Raw genomic sequence first — 16,904 nt, forward strand, 5'->3', positions numbered from 1 at the left:
CAAGTTCAAATCCTTCTAAATTCCTATTTAATTTTAAAAAAAAGATATATACAAGCAGTTTTTTGTATGTATATATCAGATCTAAAATTAAAAACAAAAATTGAAGGCCAAAATAGCCTTCAATTTTCAATTCCTATTGACCATTGTTATTTTGAGTAGATTGATTTTGGCCATTGTTTTGCGTATTATTTTGATTGTTATGATTAAAATATGCATCATATATATCTCTTGCTATATAAGCAGCACCACTTCCGTGACCACCATCAAATATCATAACGCATACAGCTATTTTAGGATTTTCTAAAGGTGCAAATCCAACATATACAGCAGTATCTGTTCTTCCAAAGCTTTCTTGAGCATTAGATATAGTAGCTGTACCAGTTTTTCCTGCTGCTTGTATTGTAAAACCTTTAAACGCCTCTGATGCAGTACCTTTTTCGTTAACAGCAGCCATTCCCGCTTTAACTGCTTCTATATTTTCAGGTTTAACTCCTGTTTTTTCTACAATCTCAGGCTTAACCTCTTCAATTGTTTTTCCATTAGCATCTAAAAATTTATCTACAAGATGCACACTATATCTTGTTCCACCATTGGCAATAGTTGCTATGTAATTTGCCAACTGAACAGGAGTAAATTCATTTATACCTTGACCTATAGAAGCATCCTCTATATTAAAAGGCGCTCTAATCTGACTGTTTGCATCAGAAACTGTTATATAATAAATAGTATTCAACATAGCACTTATTTCTTTTTCACTTATATTTTTTCCGCTATATTGAGGATCTAATTGTATTAAATTAGTAATCAGATTTTTATAGTTAGCTTTATCAAAGGCTTTATCTCCTTCCTTTATGGAATCTTGTATTGCCTTTTTTAAATCACTTTTTGCTGTTTTAACTTTATCTGAATCTTTATCATTGTCATACAAGTCTATAGGAGTATATTTATTTCCCCTATCATCTCCACCAGCCTTTAAACTCTGCATAGTATTCCACAAATATGATTGGGAATATCTATTTTTCAGAGACCAGTTATTGAATACCTGACCAAAGGCCTCCGGTATTTCTATACCTGTAGATGGTTTTACCTTTGAATTAGGATCAGCACCTAATCCAAATTTCCATGCATATTTAGCTAATACATCATCACCAAAGGAATCTCTAAGCATTTTTCCTAAAGTCATAAAGTAAGGATTACTTGATCTTTCTAATGCTTTTGATAAGTTTACCCAGCCATTAGCGCCATCATTAGTAAACCACACTCTTCCACCTGGTCCAGTCCCCTTATCAAAATACATTTGATCATTTACTCCAAAATCTGGAGTTATTACTCCACTTTCAAGTCCAGCAATAGCTGTCATTGGTTTAAATGTAGATCCTGGAATGCTTTTTGATTGAGTAGCATAATCAAATAATGGTTTAGGTAGTATATCATGCATATCCTGTCTCACAGTTTTATCCTTTATGCTTTTATCCACAGGAAAGAGTTTATTTATCACATCTTCTTCACTTTGTCCTGGATAATAACTTGTAAGCCCTCTTTGTTCAATGAATTGCCTTCCAATTTCATTTACATCAGGATATAATTGTTTGTATTGTTCTGGCGTTAATCCTCCTGGCGCTGCAAACCAATTAGGGTTATAACCTGGTCTGCTGGCTAAAGCTATTACAGCCCCAGTATTTACATCTATAGCTACAGCTGCTCCTCTAGTGGCATTTGTGGTATTGGAACCAATTTGAGCATAAGGGTTTGCCCTTAATTCTGCCATTTTATCATCTAAAGCTTTCTCCGCAGCAGCCTGAACGTCTTTGTCAATGGTAAGCTGAACAGTTTGACCTGGGTAAGGGTCTCTTCTTCCAAGCTCCTCAAGAATTCTTCCATTTTTATTTAATTTTACAATTTTTCCACCCTTTGATCCTTTAAGTCTATCTTCAAATACACTTTCTATGCCAGCAGTACCTACATAATCACTACTGATATCATACCCCTTTTCCTGATACTTATCCTGATCCGATGCTATTTTAGATATATAACCTAAAAAAGCAGAGCCTAGTTCGCCATTAGGATAAGTTCTTAAAGGCTGAGTAGTAACATCTATTCCTGGAAGATCATCTAACAGTTGCTTAAACTTAAATGCAGTCTCTTTCTTTATATTGCTTGCTAAAACTACCTGTTTATAGCCTGAAAAACTCTGCATTTTCATTTTATCTTTTATTATCATAAATCTTCTTTGCTCTTCTAGTGAATATTTCTTATCATCTATTCCATATTGTTTTATCAATTTTTTAAAAGTTTCTTCAGGTGTTATCTTTAATAGTTCTTCATCTACAATTTTATCTTGTTCTTCTTTGGTCAACTTATTTTTTTTATCTTTAGACAATTTTCTTTCTAATTCCTCGTTTAAACCTTTATCTCTTTTAAATCTTATTTCAAGCGCTCTTTGTGTTTGAGCATCATTACTTCTAAAGACAAAGCTAAAGGGGTCTATTTTAAGCTCGAAATCATCTTGTTTCGTTTCCCCATTTTCATCCAGAATTTTAAAGACCTTGTCCATAGTATCAAAGAATGTTTTATCACTTTCATCCGTCTGATTATAAACCAAAACATAGCTTTGTTCACTTTTAGCGAGTACTGCTCCATTTCTATCTATAATATTCCCTCTTGGTGCAGCATCTGGTATCTCTCTTATTGACTTATTATTTGCCTTTTCTTTATACTCTTCTCCTTTTACCACTTGAAGCACAAACAGTTGTGAGGTAATAGCAGTAAATATAAGACACATAATTACTATTAACGCTGTGTACCTAGTAAATTCTCTTTTTTTATCACCTTTCATAAAATCACCATTCCTCTAAAACTTCCATCTTTTCTGCATGTACTCTTTCTGACATAATTTGTATACCTTTTTGTATATTATTGCACTAATAACCATATTATAAAGAGCAATAAAAAATACATCTTTAAAGTTAACATTTATTTTTAAGAAATACAATACTATTAGTAGTACGGTGCCTTTTAAAAAACTTAAAGAAAAACAGGATGCTACAGGAATAAGGCTTTTTTCCTTAAAAATGTTATCACCTATTATGCCTGCAATTATACATATAATCATATTTATTAGAGCATTTAATCCAAATCCACTAGTAAAATATATATCTTGGAGTAATCCACAAAAACTCCTAGCCACAATCCTTCCCATTTTCCATTAGCTATAGAATAACAAATCATAAAAACTAAGAGTAAACTTGGATATATGGTTTTTATAGAAAAAAATGGCATCAGTACATTATCCAGTATAAAAAATAAAATTGACAGAAGGAATAAAATTAATATTTTTCTCATTTTATATCACCTTAGTATTTTATATCTATTTTTTCCTTAGGAACAACTATAAATAGTTCTTCAAGCTTATTGAAGTCAACATATGGCTTAATTATGGCATTTTTCATTACTTTCCCCTTGTCTTCTTCTATATCTATTACTGATCCAATCCTAATTCCTTTTGGATAAAGTCCTGGGTAAGGAGTTGCAATATCTGAAGTACAAACTACATCACCCTTTTTTATATCTGAATCCAAAGGCAAATAGCTTAACTTAGCAAGTAATTCATTACTGCTATTTTTATATCCCTGTACTATGCCATTGTCTTTTGTTCTTTCTATATATCCACTAACTGCAATATTTATATTAGTATTGGCATTCGCTAAGATTTGAACCATAGACCAGTTACTACCTACTGAAGTTACCTGGCCTACTAGTTCACCTTGAGAACTTATAGCTAACATATATTTTTCAATGCCATCTTTACTTCCTTTGTTTACTATATATTGATCTAAAAGCCCACTTGAACCTTTTCCTCTTATATCACAGCCTATATAATTATACTCAGAGTTTTGGCTTTTAAAATTAAGCATATTTCTTAACCTATCATTTTCACTTTTAAGAGATTCATAATCAATTGCTTTGCTTTCAAGCTCATTATTTTTCTTCTTTAATTCTTCATTTTCTTTTTTTACATTAGAAAAGTTAAAAACAAAACCAAACCAATCTTTTACGCCGCTATTGAACTTAAATATTCCACCCTGCACAGAATTAAAAGTTACGCCTATGCCATTTTTCATAAAGGACATGTTATCTCCCTTGACACTACGTGAAATTAAAATTAAAAATGTAACTGACAGTACTACTATAGTTACCGCCAGTTTGTTTCTAAAAAATTTCATTGTTATTTACTATTTTCTGCTAGCTACTATCTTATCAATAGTATCTAATGCTTTTCCAGCACCAAGGGCAACACAATCAAGTGGAGATTCAGCTATGTGAACAGGCATATGTGTTTCTTTATTTATTAATTGGTCTAGTCCTTTAAGCATCGCTCCTCCACCAGCAAGCATGATTCCTTTGTCCATAATGTCTGATGCAAGTTCTGGTGGTGTCTTTTCAAGTGTTGTTTTAATAGCATCAATTATTGCTGCTACAGGTTCCTTTAGGGCGTCTCTTATTTCACTTTCTGTAATATTTATAACTTTAGGAAGACCTGATATTAAGTCTCTTCCTCTGATTTCCATTGAAGCATCTTCTCCAGTATCAAATGCTGAACCCAATTGTATCTTCACGTTTTCTGAAGTTCTTTCTCCAATTGCAAGATTATATTCTTTCTTTATATAGCTAATAATTGCATGATCAAGTTCATCCCCAGCAACTCGTAAGGATTTACTTGTAACAATACCACCAAGTGATATTACCGCTACTTCAGTTGTACCGCCTCCAATATCTACAATCATGCTTCCAGTTGGCTCATTTACAGGAAGTCCAGCGCCAATAGCTGCAGCCATAGGCTCTTCCATAAGTAAAACATCCCTAGCACCAGCTTGTTTTGTTGCCTCATCTATAGCTCTCTTTTCAACTTCTGTAACACCTGATGGAAAGCACACAACTATTCTCGGACTAGTAAATGCAGATTTAGGGCTTATTTTTTCAATAAATTTCTTAAGCATTGCTTGCGTTACATCAAAATCAGCTATTACACCATCCTTAAGAGGTCTTATAGCTACAATATTTCCTGGTGTTCTACCTATCATCTGTTTTGCTTCATCACCAACAGCAAGTACTTTTTTAACATCGCTATTTATAGCCACAACTGAAGGCTCTCTAAGCAAAATTCCTTTTCCCTTGACATATATTAATGTATTAGCTGTACCTAAATCAATTCCCATATCACGAGACATACCAAAAAATCCCATTTAAATTTCTCCTTTCGATTTTACAATATTCCTTTTTGTTTTAAACTTATATAAATCCCATTTCCAATTATTATATGATCAAGTAAATCTATACCCAAAAGCTTTCCACATTCTTTCAATCTATGGGTTACATTTATATCCTCATTGCTTGGTGTAGGATCACCGGATGGATGATTATGGCATACTACTATAGATGCACTGCTTTTTCTAATAGCATCACAAAACACTTCCCTTGGATGAACTATAGAAGAATTGAGACTTCCAACGGAAACGTCTTTTATGCATATTACAATATTTTTTGTGTTTAACATAACTACTTTTAAATATTCTTGTCTAAGATATCTCATTTCTTCCATTACAAGTTCTGCTGCATCATTTGGAGTAACAATCTTATATTCATTACCATCTTTGTAAGATTTAAGTCTTTTTGAAATTTCTGCTAAAGCTATAAGCTGAGCAGCTTTGGCCTTTCCAATTCCATGCAAATTTATAAAATCATCAGCTGTACAATTTAAAAGTCCATTTAATCCACCATTTTCTTTAATAATTCTACCGCTTAGATTTAATATATTTTCCTTCTTACTTCCTGATCTTAAAATAATTGCCAAAAGCTCAGAATTAGATAGGGTTTCTACGCCATATCTAAAAAGTCTTTCTCTAGGTCTTTCATTTGTAGGTAAATCCATAATTTTTAATGTTTCTTTCATGAATCATACTCCTTTTATGAACTTACCCCCATCTCCCTTAACATTTTTGATAATTTATTTAATGGAAGCCCTACAACATTATAATAGCATCCGTGAATTTCTTCAACAAAAACTCCACCATATCCTTGTATGCCATAGGCTCCCGCTTTATCCTTATATTCTCCTCTTTCTATGTATTTTCTTACTACATCATCAGATAGATCAGAAAACTTAACATTAGTACAGACATAGTCCTTTATTACTTTGCCTGATGCATTATTTAGCACAACTATACCTGAGTATACTTGATGAGAAGTACCACTTAAAAATTTTAGCATATTAAATGCTTCCTTTTCATTCTCTGGCTTTCCTAATATTTTGTTTCCAAAGGACACAATAGTATCACAACCTATTATAATTGATTCATTATGTACACCTTTGCATACGTTTAATGCTTTTCCTTCAGCAAGCTTCATTACATAAGAACCACAATCGCCATCAAATTCAACTGCATTTTCATCAAAATCACTTGCTATTATTTCAAATTTATCTGTAAGTCTTTTTAGAAGTTCATGTCTTCTAATTGAAGCTGATGCTAACACAATATTCATTAAACCACATCCTATTTAATTATCAAAATGCCTAGTATCTTCTGTATAGTATTATAGCCATAATTACACCAATTATAGTCATAATATTAATATTAAAGTTTAAACCCAATGTTAAAACCATAACTTTCAAGTTTAATACAATTGGTGTTGACATACCTACAGAATAAGAATTTTTTAAAAAACTTAAAATACTTAAGCTATCCCCCAGTATATCACCTATAAGGCTTCCACATACTGCTCCTAGGAATATTACAAACCATAAGAAACTTATGCTTTTTTCAGCCCCTCTCACAAACATCCCCTACCTTAATAATATATCCTATATAGTTTAACATTTAATAAAATTATACACAAGTGCATAACAATATAGTTTAAAAAAATTTTAAATTAATTCATATGTATTTATTTTTCTCATAAGGTTAAACTTAGATTTTGTGTAAATCCATTAACATTATAAAACAAAAACAGACAAACAGTTATTTATTTACTGCCGTCTGCTTAATTCTATTATTTCGAACCTATTTTTTTTAAGAGATTATATAAATACGTGTAATTTTCTGCAACATTTTCCTTTGTTAACTCCTTAGGCATTTTGCTTATATGATCTTGTATATCCTTTAGTATTAATATGTTCTTACTATCTTTGTCCACTTTTTTTAAAGCTACACACCATTTCTTTAATTCTTCAGTTTGTATTGCTTTAACATTTTTCTCAGCAAGCTTATTTAATATTTGTATATTTGCATTTATTATTTCTGCTATTTCTATATCGCATAAGTCATTATTATTTAATATGAATGTCATTTTTGAGTTATCAACTTTTTGTTCTGTAAGAGATTTCATGATTCTCTCAGCTTGTTCTTCTGTGTATATGCCTAAAAATACTCTTGTTTTGTTATCTTCAGTTACAGTAAAAGGAGTACCATACTGTGTTAAGAGAGTTCTCTCTGCATCAGCATTCTCTTTACTCTGATATATGCCTCCCTGTATTGCCACAAACTTAGTAATTTTACTATTATTTAAGTTACCAGAAGATTTAGTATCAGTTTTCTGATTTAACGTGTTCGAAACACTGTCGTTCTTTATATTTGAACTGATAGGACTTTTTATAAATAATTTAAAAATAGCAGTTCCAAATAAAAATGCCAATACTAGTATTAAAAATATAACGGCAATAAAGGCTTTATTACCATTATCTTTTTTCAAGTCATATCGTGTGTATTTCAACTTTTTCCCCTCACCTTCTGGGTAGTAAATTTAATTTGTAAAAGTTACGTTTTACTATATATTAATATTTACTTGAAGGTCAATTTATTACTTTTATTCTAAACTTCTACTCTCTTCATAATTAACATATCCATGTATTTCCCATTTATACTATAAAAATCTTTTACAATCCTTATGGATTTAAACCCAATGTTTTTCCAAAACTCTAAACTTTCTCTATCACTTTTTATTATTCTCGTACAAAAAATATCTACATCATACTCGCATAAAAAATAATTTAATAGTTTTTCCATGACTTGATTATTTAAATTGGTTTTTTTATATTTATCATCAATGTAAAAAAACCAAATCCAAGCCTCGTTGGGATTTTTAAACTCTAATCTTCCCTTTATAATTCCTAATAGTTCTTGTTCTTTATTAATTTTTAAGAAAAATTCGCATTCACTTATATAGCTCTCTAAAAATCGCTCTTTTAATTCTTGTAAATCTGTTTCATCATGTACAAATTGTTTTTGCAACTTCATCCAGGTTTGTATTTGCGGTAAATCACTTTTTTCAATATTTAAAATATTAATATCGTTAAACCTTAGTTCAACATCTAACATAACCTCACCTCTAAAAGTACGTTAACTCTTAAATTCTACACTAAATTATAAATTCCTTTTATTTTTAATTAAATCTACAGACATTACTTTAAAATATAATTTTATTGAGGATTTAGGATATGCTAAAAAATATATAATTATTTTTATTTAAATTGCCTTATTCAACTGCTACCAAATCAACTTTAATTACATTCTTAGTAGCTCTAAATTCTTCTACTAATGTATTAATTTCCATTTCAAGTTTAGATGCATCAAAGGTTATAGTAACACTAGCCGCGTTATTTATAGGAATATCCTGATTAATTGTAAGTATGTTACCTTTTTCTAATGCTATTTTATCTAATATTTTAGAGAGAGTACCAGCCTCATGTACTAATACTAAGCCTAATGTAACTTTATGTCCTACTATTCCCTCGGACAATGTAAATACAAAATCTTTATATTTATAATAAGTGCTCCTGCTTATTTCTACTAATCTTACACCTTCTGATATGTCCTTTACTTTTCCAGTTCTGATCAATTCTTTAACTTTAACAACCTTAGTAAATACTTCTGGAAGTATTGCTGTATCAATTATTAAATATTTATTATTCATATTATTTTCCTCCCTTTAGTCGGAACACTGGGTAATTTTGCTAGGTAAAAGTTCTAAATGAACTTTTACCTAGCAAAATTACCCGTTAAAGTCTATTTAGGACTTTAACCTCCATTAGTTCTCAATCAGCGGATTTCACTTAAAATACAACTATATTTACAAATATATCAAGTTAATGTTAGCATGATTTACTATAGATTTCAAGTTTTCAAGCAATACATCCAATTTTATGACATATTAATATTCAATACATATTGGATATATATTGGATATATAAAAGAAAATAATAAGTTAAAGATGCAAGAGATATTTTGCATCTTACTGACTAATTGTTTTTTGAAAGTACCTTATATAGTGATAAAAAATTAGTCTAAAGCAGCCTTAATCTTTTGCTACTTTAGACTAATTCTGAAAACTCTTGTTTAATCGAGGAGTTCTCACCTATATTAAATATATATTTAATTTAGCTTTCTGATAAGGAAACATTTATCTCAAAAGAAAAGTCATCTTGTATAAACAATGGTACACAAATAGATTGTGACTTAGTAGTAGATATCTCAATGTTATCTCCTATCATTATAGTTGGTGGCGTTATGTCTAAATTAATTTTCTGCTCTGAAAATAACGTAGCTGCATTTCCTGATATCATATTGGCAAGTTCACATATGGCAGACTTTGCCATGTCATCTAGGCTTGATACAGGCATTCCACACATCATCTTTGAAACTACACTGCATGCTGACTTCTGAGATAAATTAAAGATAACTTGTCCTCTTACATCTCCTGCAATACCTATTATTATTATAACATTATCTCCATGAAAAGTTGAATCCTTTAGGAACAGTTTTCCTTGAACTGCTTCCTCATTAACTATCTGCAATAATATATTCTGGCTTGCTTGTATAAATGGCTCTATATACTCTACCTTCATCAATGCTTCCTCCTAAAAAATATTTAACTGATTATCTAACTAAATTGAAGAAATAACATAATTTATTATATAAATAATATAAACTAATTCTTAAAAGTATTATATTAAGTTTACCAGAATAACTATAAACTTAAAAGGTAATTAAATATATGTAGTGTTCATAAAAATTAACAAGGAAACTATTTCTATGTTTAATATTCAACAAAAACTGTTTAAATCCTTTTATTTTTATAAATATTTGTTATCGGATTGTAAAATATCTTAATATTCAATATTTTATCTTTATCATAATGAGAAGCAAAATGTTTCAAAATGATAATTTTATCCACTATTATCATTTTGAAACATTTTGTTGTTTAATTTATTTTTTAAAAGTGATATACTAAATTTGTAGATAAGAAAAGGAGGATAAATTATGGAGTTAGCAGATTATTTTGAAGATGTCAGCGATATGTGCAGAATTGACATGGACAGCATTTTAGAATATGATATATCTTCTTTTATATTGCAAGCTATTTTTGAATCTATTTATGAAGGGTTGATTGTTACAGATGAGAATCTTTTGATTAAAAAGGTTAATATCACTGCTGTTAAAATATTAGGTATAAAAGAAGAATTTTTATATGAAACTCATCTAAATGACATACTAAAAGAAGATATTTTACATACGATCTTATTAACTGGTGAAAAACAATTTAGCGAAGATTGTATTTTTGATATAAATGGCAGCAGAATAAGATGTGTAACAAATATAATACCAGTGAGATTAAGAGGAAAAATTATTGGTTTGGTTTTATCCTTAAGAGATACAAAAAATCTTCATAAAATGGTGAATAATGTTGTGGGGTATAAGGCCTCTTTCACTTTTGACGATATACTCACAAAAAACGAAAAGATGAAGGGAATAGTAGAGCTTGCTAAAAAAGCAGCCAAAACTAACTGTAATATATTAATAGAAGGAAATAGTGGGACCGGAAAAGAAGTATTTGCTCAGTCCATCCATAACTTTAGTTCAAGAAAAAACGGTCCTTTTGTAGCAGTTAACTGCGCAGCAATTCCTAGAGAGCTTGTTGAAAGCGAGCTTTTTGGATATGAAAAAGGAGCTTTTACAGGTGCCTCTAAAGGTGGATACCCTGGAAAATTTGAGCTAGCAGACGGTGGCACTATATTTTTAGACGAAATTGGAGAGCTTCCATTGGATATACAATCCAAACTTCTTAGAGTATTAGACAATCTTAAAATTACTAGAGTTGGTGGAACATATGAAAAGTCTGTAGATGTTAGAGTAATAGCTGCTACCAATAGGACTTTAACAGATGAAATAGAAAATAAAAATTTTAGAGGTGATCTATACTATAGACTAAATGTAATGAGTCTTCAACTTATTCCTTTAGAAGAACGTAAAGAAGATATAGAACTTCTAGCTCAGTATTATATAAATAAGTTAAATTCTAAAAATCCTTGCAATCCAAAATATATTGACCCATCCTATATAGAGAAACTAAAAACCTATAACTTTTGCGGAAATATAAGAGAATTAAGAAATGTGGTTGAGCGATCATATTATCTTTGTGAGGATACCATGATAAACTCCAGACACCTACAAACAAAGGTTCCAGTAAATAAGCCAGTTGACACTTCTCCGTCCAAAAAAGAAATTATTTCATTAGAAGCTGTTGAGGAACAATGCATAAAAGATGCTCTCATCTATTGTAACGGTAATGCTATAAAGGCGGCTGAGTTATTAAAAATAGGAAAAGCTACAATATATAGAAAAATAGCTAAATTTAATATAGACTTAAATAGCTTTAGCTAAAAATATAGGGTTACTTGGTCGAAAGATAAATTTCGGCCAAGTAACCCTATATAATTCTACTCTTCTATATCTTCATAGTTAATAATTCTTAAAGCGGATGTAGGACAAACATCTATACAGGCTGGTCCTTTTTCTCTATTGCTGCAAAGATCGCATTTAATTGCTATAATTTTTTCTTTGCCTGTATGAACTTCTCCTTCATCTGAATATCTGAATCTTTCTTGTAATATCTTTTCCCCATCTTTATACTGGCTAACTAAATCAATAACACCATAAGGACATGCCATCATACATGTTTTACATCCTATACAGACTGTTTCATCCACATGCATATATCCATCCTTATTACTTATGCAGTTTACTGGACACGCACTAGCACATGGTGCGTCCTTGCACTGTCTGCATTGAACGGGTGCGCTTACTTTAGCAGTCTTTATTACTGTTAAACGAGGTTGAAATTGAATATCTTCAGTCTTAGCGGTGAAAATATCTTGCTCTGAATGCGCTACAGCACATGCTATTTCACAAGTTCTACAACCAATACACTTATTTGGATCAGCTGCTACAAAACGATTAGACATTAATTAATTCTCCTTTCTGGATTTATAATGTGTATGCAAGAGCTCATGTGACTTGTGTCCTAGAGGCTCTCCTAAGAACTCATTATATATTTCCTTTATAGCAGGATTTTCATGTGATTTTCTAACCTCTAAATTGGCGTCGTGGTTATAAAGTCCAGCTTTTCTATTACTATAAGCTATGCTCTTATCCTCGTCGAAAATTAACTTTGGCTGTCCGCCTCCACTTATACATCCTTCAGGACAGGTCATAACTTCTATAAAGTGTAAATCACACTCACCAGCCTTTATCTTTTCCATTAAAGGCTCAACGTGTTTTAATCCTGAAACCACTCCAACCTTTAATTTTAAGTCACCAACCTCCACTTCTGCTGTTCTAAAGCCTTCTCCACCTCTTACAGCAGTAAGGTCTACACTTGGAATTGACTGATTAGTTATAAGTTCATATCCTGTTCTAAGAGCCGCTTCCATGACTCCACCAGTTAATCCAAATATAGTACCTGCACCAGAATAATTTCCTAGCGGATTATCAAATTCTTCTTCCGGTAAGCTGTGGAAGTCGATAGATTTATCTTTTATCAATTGAGCTAGTTCCCTTGTAGTTATAGCAACATCTACGTCCCTGTATCCACTATCATTCATTTCCTCTCTGTTTGCTTCAAAAGGTTTACATGTACATGGCATAACAGATACACTATACATTTCGGCTGGGTTTACATTGTTAATTCTTGCACCGTAAGTTTTAAACACCGCTCCAGCCATCTGCTGTGGAGATTTACAAGTTGAAAGATGCGCGATAAGCTCTGGATATGTCTGTTCTACATATTTAACCCATGCAGGACAACAGGATGTAAACATTGGTAAAGTTCCACCTTCTGTTACCCTTTTTATAAGCTCAGTACCTTCTTCCATTATAGTTAAATCTGCAGTAAAGTTTGTATCATATACTCTCTCAAATCCCAACCTACGAAGTGCTGCTGCCAACTTTCCTGGAGTAAGTGTTCCAAGCTCTAATCCAAAATCTTCAGCTAAGCCTACTCTTACTGCTGGCGCACATTGTACAACTTTAAACACATCTTTATTTTGTAATAAATCACTAACTTCTCTTACATGTCCTTTATTGTAAGCTGCAAATATAGGTTCCTTTACACTTTTTAACATTCCTCTGTCATAAAGCTTTTTGCTTCTAGGTGTCGGAATTTCTTCATACATAGGAGCATAACCTTTGCAAATCTGTACACACTGTCCACACATAACGCATTTATCTACATTTATTTGCTGAGGCTCTCCATCCTTGCCTTCTATTGCATCAACAGGGCAAACTTCTGAACAACGTCTGCAACCTGTACATAATTCTTTATCTATATTTATTATGGCAGTATTTGTTGACATCTCTAACATCCCTTTCTTTCATGGATTTTTATAACCTAAAGATTTTTGTTAATATTAAGCAATCCTAAAACCGCTTTAACATTACGATCTGTCTTATCTTCTTTAGGAGTAGCTACTTTTAAAGCATCTTTCGGACATGCTTTAATGCAATTCGGTGTGCCACCAACCTCTTTACACATGTCACACTTATACGCCATTATAGTTAACTTTCTATCAATTCCACCATTTACTACTGATCCTACATATTTAGGTAATAGATCAATTGCACCAACCGGGCATACTAAGCTGCAGGTCTTACATCCTATACAAACTTTATCATCTATAGTTATAGCTCCGTTAACTTGAGTTATTGCACCAGAAGGACATGAATTTGCACAAGGGGCATCTTCGCAATGCCTGCACTGAACTTCCATAGCTGCATTTTTATTTTTTATAAAAAATAATCTTGGGATTATAGGAGTATCTATAGTGCCTATTGTTGCACCTGTATTATTTTCTCTATGAGCTGCCGCACAAGCTACTTCACAGGATCTACATCCAATACACTTATTTGGGTCTCCTATTACAAAAGAGTTAAGATCTGGTTTCATTTAACTTACCACCCTTCCTTAATTTCCAATTCTCAATTCTAAAAAGCTTTATGCTACAGCTCTAAACCTTCGAAAACATTTTTTATATTCTCAAGACTTGCCTTTCTCCTACATTCTTCGCAAAGTACTTTCTCTAGTTTTCTGCCTGCCTTTGCAAATGCAAACTTTACATGATCTACAGTAGCAAATTCCTTGCCACACTCTTCACATGCTTGTAATTTTAATTTTTTACCCCATATTTCTCTTTCACCATCTTTGTCTACCATCTTTATTGCATTAGTTGGGCACACATTTGCGCAAGCAGCACAACCTATACATTCTGGTGATGGATCGTCAAAAGGTGTAGAAACCTTTTTGAAAATACCTCTATCAACTGTAGCTATAGCGCCTGTTCCCATTTCTTCACAAGCTTTTGCACAGAGTCCACAAAGTACACAGTTTTCGCTTCTATCTAATTTAAATCTGCTTACTCTCTCTTCTTCAACTCCAAATTCTGCTGCCATTTTCTTAAGTTCTTCATTCTCAGGACATCTAGCTTGAAGAAGCATAACTAAATCTTTTCTTATATCTCTTATTTTTTTAGAATTAGTTACAACTTCAACTTCCTTTGTAATAGGGAATATGCAAGAAGTTACAACCTTGGACCATCCCCTGTCTATTACCTCAACTACACATAGTCTGCAGCTTCCTAGTCCTGAAAGAGCATCACTATGACATAATGTAGGTATATATATATTATTTCTTCTTGCTACTTGTAGTATATATTCACCACGTTCTGCTTCACATACTTTTCCATCAATTATAATTCTCATAGCAACACCCCCTATTTAACTTTAACTGCATTAAACTTGCAAATGTTCATACAGTTACCGCATCTTACACACTTTTCAGTATCAATTGTATGAGGTTTCTTAACATCTCCTGTAATAACATCTACAGGACAATTCTTTTTACATATATCGCAGCCAACACATTTATCTTCATCTATAATAAATGTTGTAAGTTCCTTACATACTCCTGCACGACATCTCTTATTTTTTATATGCTCTTCAAATTCATCTCTAAAATATCTGATAGCTGCCGCAACTGGATTTGGAGCACTCTTTCCAAGTCCGCATAAAGCTGCATTTTTTACAGTTTTACAAATTTTTTCAAGCTCTTCTATATCTCCTTCTCTGCCTCTTCCTTCGCAAATATCAGTTAGTATTTCAAGCATTCTCTTTACGCCTTCTCTACATGGAACGCATTTTCCACAGGACTCTTCAGCAAGGAAGTTTAGATAATATCTTACAATGTCTACCATACAGGTTCTGTCATCCATAACAATCATACCACCAGAACCCATCATAGAGTCAGCTTTTACTAGAGTATCATAGTCTACTTGTAAATCTAAATATTCTTCAGGTAGACATCCACCAGAAGGTCCACCTATTTGAACAGCTTTAAACTTTCTGTCGTTTAATACTCCGCCGCCTATATCATATATTATTTCTCTGAGAGTAGTTCCCATCGGAACTTCTACCAATCCAGTATTTTTAACCTTACCAACTAGTGAGAAGGCTTTTGTACCTTTACTATCTTTCATAGTTCCTATGGAACTATACCAATCTCCACCTTTGCTAATTATTATCGGAATATTAGCCCAAGTTTCTACATTATTTAATACCGTTGGTTGACCCCATAAGCCTTTTTCAGTAGTGTGAATATACTTAGCTTTTGGCTCTCCAACTTTTCCTTCGATTGAGGATAATAGCGCTGTAGATTCTCCACATACGAAGGCACCACCACCTCTTACTATATCAATATCAAAATCAAAACCACTATTCATTATATTTTTGCCAAGATATCCTCTTTCTCTTGCTTGCTTTATTGCTAGCTTCATATTTTCAATAGCTAGTCCATATTCATCTCTTATATATGCAAAGCCTTGGTTTGCTCCGATAGCATAAGCACATATGGCCATACCTTCTATAACACTATGAGGGTCACCTTCCATTATACTTCTATCCATAAATGCACCAGGGTCACCTTCATCACCATTACATACTACATATTTAGGAGCAGTATCTATTTTAAAAGCAGTGTTCCACTTACGTCCTGTTGGGAAGCCTGCGCCTCCTCTTCCTCTAAGACCTGACTTAGTTACTTCTTCTATTACATCGCCCTTTTTCATATCAAATATTACTTTATGAAGAGCCTTATATCCATCTTTTTCTAGATAATCTTCAAAAACAACAGGATCTATTTCTCCTACATTTCTAAGTGCTATTTTTATCTGTCTTTTGCAGAATTCACTTTCCCTATGGTGTCTTAATCTTTGCTTTGTTGATGTTTCAAAGTAAAGAAGCCTATCGATAACCTCGCCATTCATTATTGTCTTTTCTACAATTTCTTGTGCATCTTCAATTTTTACTTTAAAGTAAGCAATATCATCAGGCTGAATCTTTACTACTGGCCCCTTTTCACAAAGTCCATCACAACCTGTAGCTTTAAATTCATATTCTGCTTCTACAGAAGCTGCTGCTCCTAATTCAGCTACTTTTTTCTTAAGCTCTTCATATAACTCCATACTATTTCTAGCTAAGCAACCTGTCCCACAACATACATAAATAGTTTTCTTTACACTCATC

The 16,904-nt window shown here is 32.2% G+C and carries 16 protein-coding genes and 1 pseudogene; 1 reads left to right on the forward strand and 16 read right to left on the reverse strand.

The window, feature by feature from the left end:
* Positions 1-133: 133 nt before the first annotated feature.
* The 11 genes and pseudogenes from RCG18_RS02785 to RCG18_RS02835 all read right to left on the reverse strand — a co-directional run bounded on the left by RCG18_RS02785 (position 134) and on the right by RCG18_RS02835 (position 9,898).
* Positions 134-2,836, reverse strand: coding sequence for a penicillin-binding transpeptidase domain-containing protein (locus RCG18_RS02785; RefSeq protein WP_308039918.1), 2,703 nt, complete (start codon positions 2,834-2,836; stop codon positions 134-136).
* A 15-nt stretch (positions 2,837-2,851) separates the two neighbouring features.
* Positions 2,852-3,342, reverse strand: a pseudogene (mreD, locus tag RCG18_RS02790) (rod shape-determining protein MreD).
* Positions 3,343-3,353: 11 nt separating this feature from the next.
* A complete protein-coding gene (gene mreC, locus RCG18_RS02795; protein WP_308039920.1) occupies positions 3,354-4,223 on the reverse strand; it encodes a rod shape-determining protein MreC in 870 nt (289 codons plus the stop codon).
* A 9-nt stretch (positions 4,224-4,232) separates the two neighbouring features.
* Positions 4,233-5,243: a rod shape-determining protein gene (locus RCG18_RS02800; RefSeq protein WP_308039922.1), complete on the reverse strand. Its 1,011-nt coding sequence runs from the start codon at positions 5,241-5,243 to the stop codon at positions 4,233-4,235.
* A 20-nt stretch (positions 5,244-5,263) separates the two neighbouring features.
* A complete protein-coding gene (radC, locus tag RCG18_RS02805) occupies positions 5,264-5,950 on the reverse strand; it encodes a DNA repair protein RadC (protein WP_308039923.1) in 687 nt (228 codons plus the stop codon).
* A 14-nt stretch (positions 5,951-5,964) separates the two neighbouring features.
* A complete protein-coding gene (locus RCG18_RS02810) occupies positions 5,965-6,540 on the reverse strand; it encodes a Maf-like protein (RefSeq protein ID WP_308039924.1) in 576 nt (191 codons plus the stop codon).
* A gap of 31 nt (positions 6,541-6,571) precedes the next feature.
* Complete coding sequence (locus RCG18_RS02815; RefSeq protein ID WP_308039925.1) at positions 6,572-6,832, reverse strand: DUF4321 domain-containing protein; 261 nt, start codon at positions 6,830-6,832, stop codon at positions 6,572-6,574.
* Between the two features lie 215 nt (positions 6,833-7,047).
* Entirely contained in the window at positions 7,048-7,767 is a 720-nt protein-coding gene (locus RCG18_RS02820; RefSeq protein WP_308039926.1) for an SPOR domain-containing protein, read from the reverse strand.
* Positions 7,768-7,865: 98 nt separating this feature from the next.
* Entirely contained in the window at positions 7,866-8,372 is a 507-nt protein-coding gene (locus tag RCG18_RS02825; protein ID WP_308039927.1) for a GNAT family N-acetyltransferase, read from the reverse strand.
* A gap of 157 nt (positions 8,373-8,529) precedes the next feature.
* The gene (locus tag RCG18_RS02830; RefSeq protein WP_308039928.1) at positions 8,530-8,967 is read right to left on the reverse strand and encodes an ACT domain-containing protein; all 438 of its coding nucleotides are present in this window, start codon (positions 8,965-8,967) and stop codon (positions 8,530-8,532) included.
* 463 nt (positions 8,968-9,430) lie between these two features.
* A complete protein-coding gene (locus RCG18_RS02835) occupies positions 9,431-9,898 on the reverse strand; it encodes a chemotaxis protein CheX (protein ID WP_308039929.1) in 468 nt (155 codons plus the stop codon).
* A gap of 451 nt (positions 9,899-10,349) precedes the next feature.
* Between RCG18_RS02835 and RCG18_RS02840 the strand changes: the two genes are divergently transcribed.
* Positions 10,350-11,714: a sigma-54 interaction domain-containing protein gene (locus RCG18_RS02840; RefSeq protein WP_374119115.1), complete on the forward strand. Its 1,365-nt coding sequence runs from the start codon at positions 10,350-10,352 to the stop codon at positions 11,712-11,714.
* A 56-nt stretch (positions 11,715-11,770) separates the two neighbouring features.
* On the opposite strand, the gene RCG18_RS02845 is transcribed toward RCG18_RS02840, so the two are convergent.
* The 5 genes from RCG18_RS02845 to RCG18_RS02865 are packed head-to-tail and all read right to left on the reverse strand — an operon-like array spanning position 11,771 to position 16,903.
* Positions 11,771-12,295 (reverse strand): 4Fe-4S dicluster domain-containing protein, encoded by a 525-nt coding sequence (locus tag RCG18_RS02845; RefSeq protein ID WP_308039931.1) that lies wholly within the window; start codon positions 12,293-12,295, stop codon positions 11,771-11,773.
* Between the two features lie 3 nt (positions 12,296-12,298).
* Complete coding sequence (locus RCG18_RS02850; protein WP_308039932.1) at positions 12,299-13,684, reverse strand: [FeFe] hydrogenase, group A; 1,386 nt, start codon at positions 13,682-13,684, stop codon at positions 12,299-12,301.
* A gap of 35 nt (positions 13,685-13,719) precedes the next feature.
* The gene (locus RCG18_RS02855; RefSeq protein WP_308039933.1) at positions 13,720-14,274 is read right to left on the reverse strand and encodes a 4Fe-4S dicluster domain-containing protein; all 555 of its coding nucleotides are present in this window, start codon (positions 14,272-14,274) and stop codon (positions 13,720-13,722) included.
* A 53-nt stretch (positions 14,275-14,327) separates the two neighbouring features.
* Positions 14,328-15,086, reverse strand: a complete 759-nt coding sequence (locus RCG18_RS02860) for a 2Fe-2S iron-sulfur cluster-binding protein (protein WP_308039934.1) — start codon at positions 15,084-15,086, stop codon at positions 14,328-14,330.
* Between the two features lie 11 nt (positions 15,087-15,097).
* On the reverse strand, positions 15,098-16,903 hold the full coding sequence (locus tag RCG18_RS02865; protein WP_308039935.1) for an NADH-quinone oxidoreductase subunit NuoF: 1,806 nt from the start codon (positions 16,901-16,903) through the stop codon (positions 15,098-15,100).
* Between the last annotated feature and the right edge of the window lies 1 nt (position 16,904).

This window comes from Clostridium sp. OS1-26 (assembly GCF_030915445.1).
In the GTDB taxonomy this organism is placed as follows: domain Bacteria; phylum Bacillota; class Clostridia; order Clostridiales; family Clostridiaceae; genus Clostridium_AM.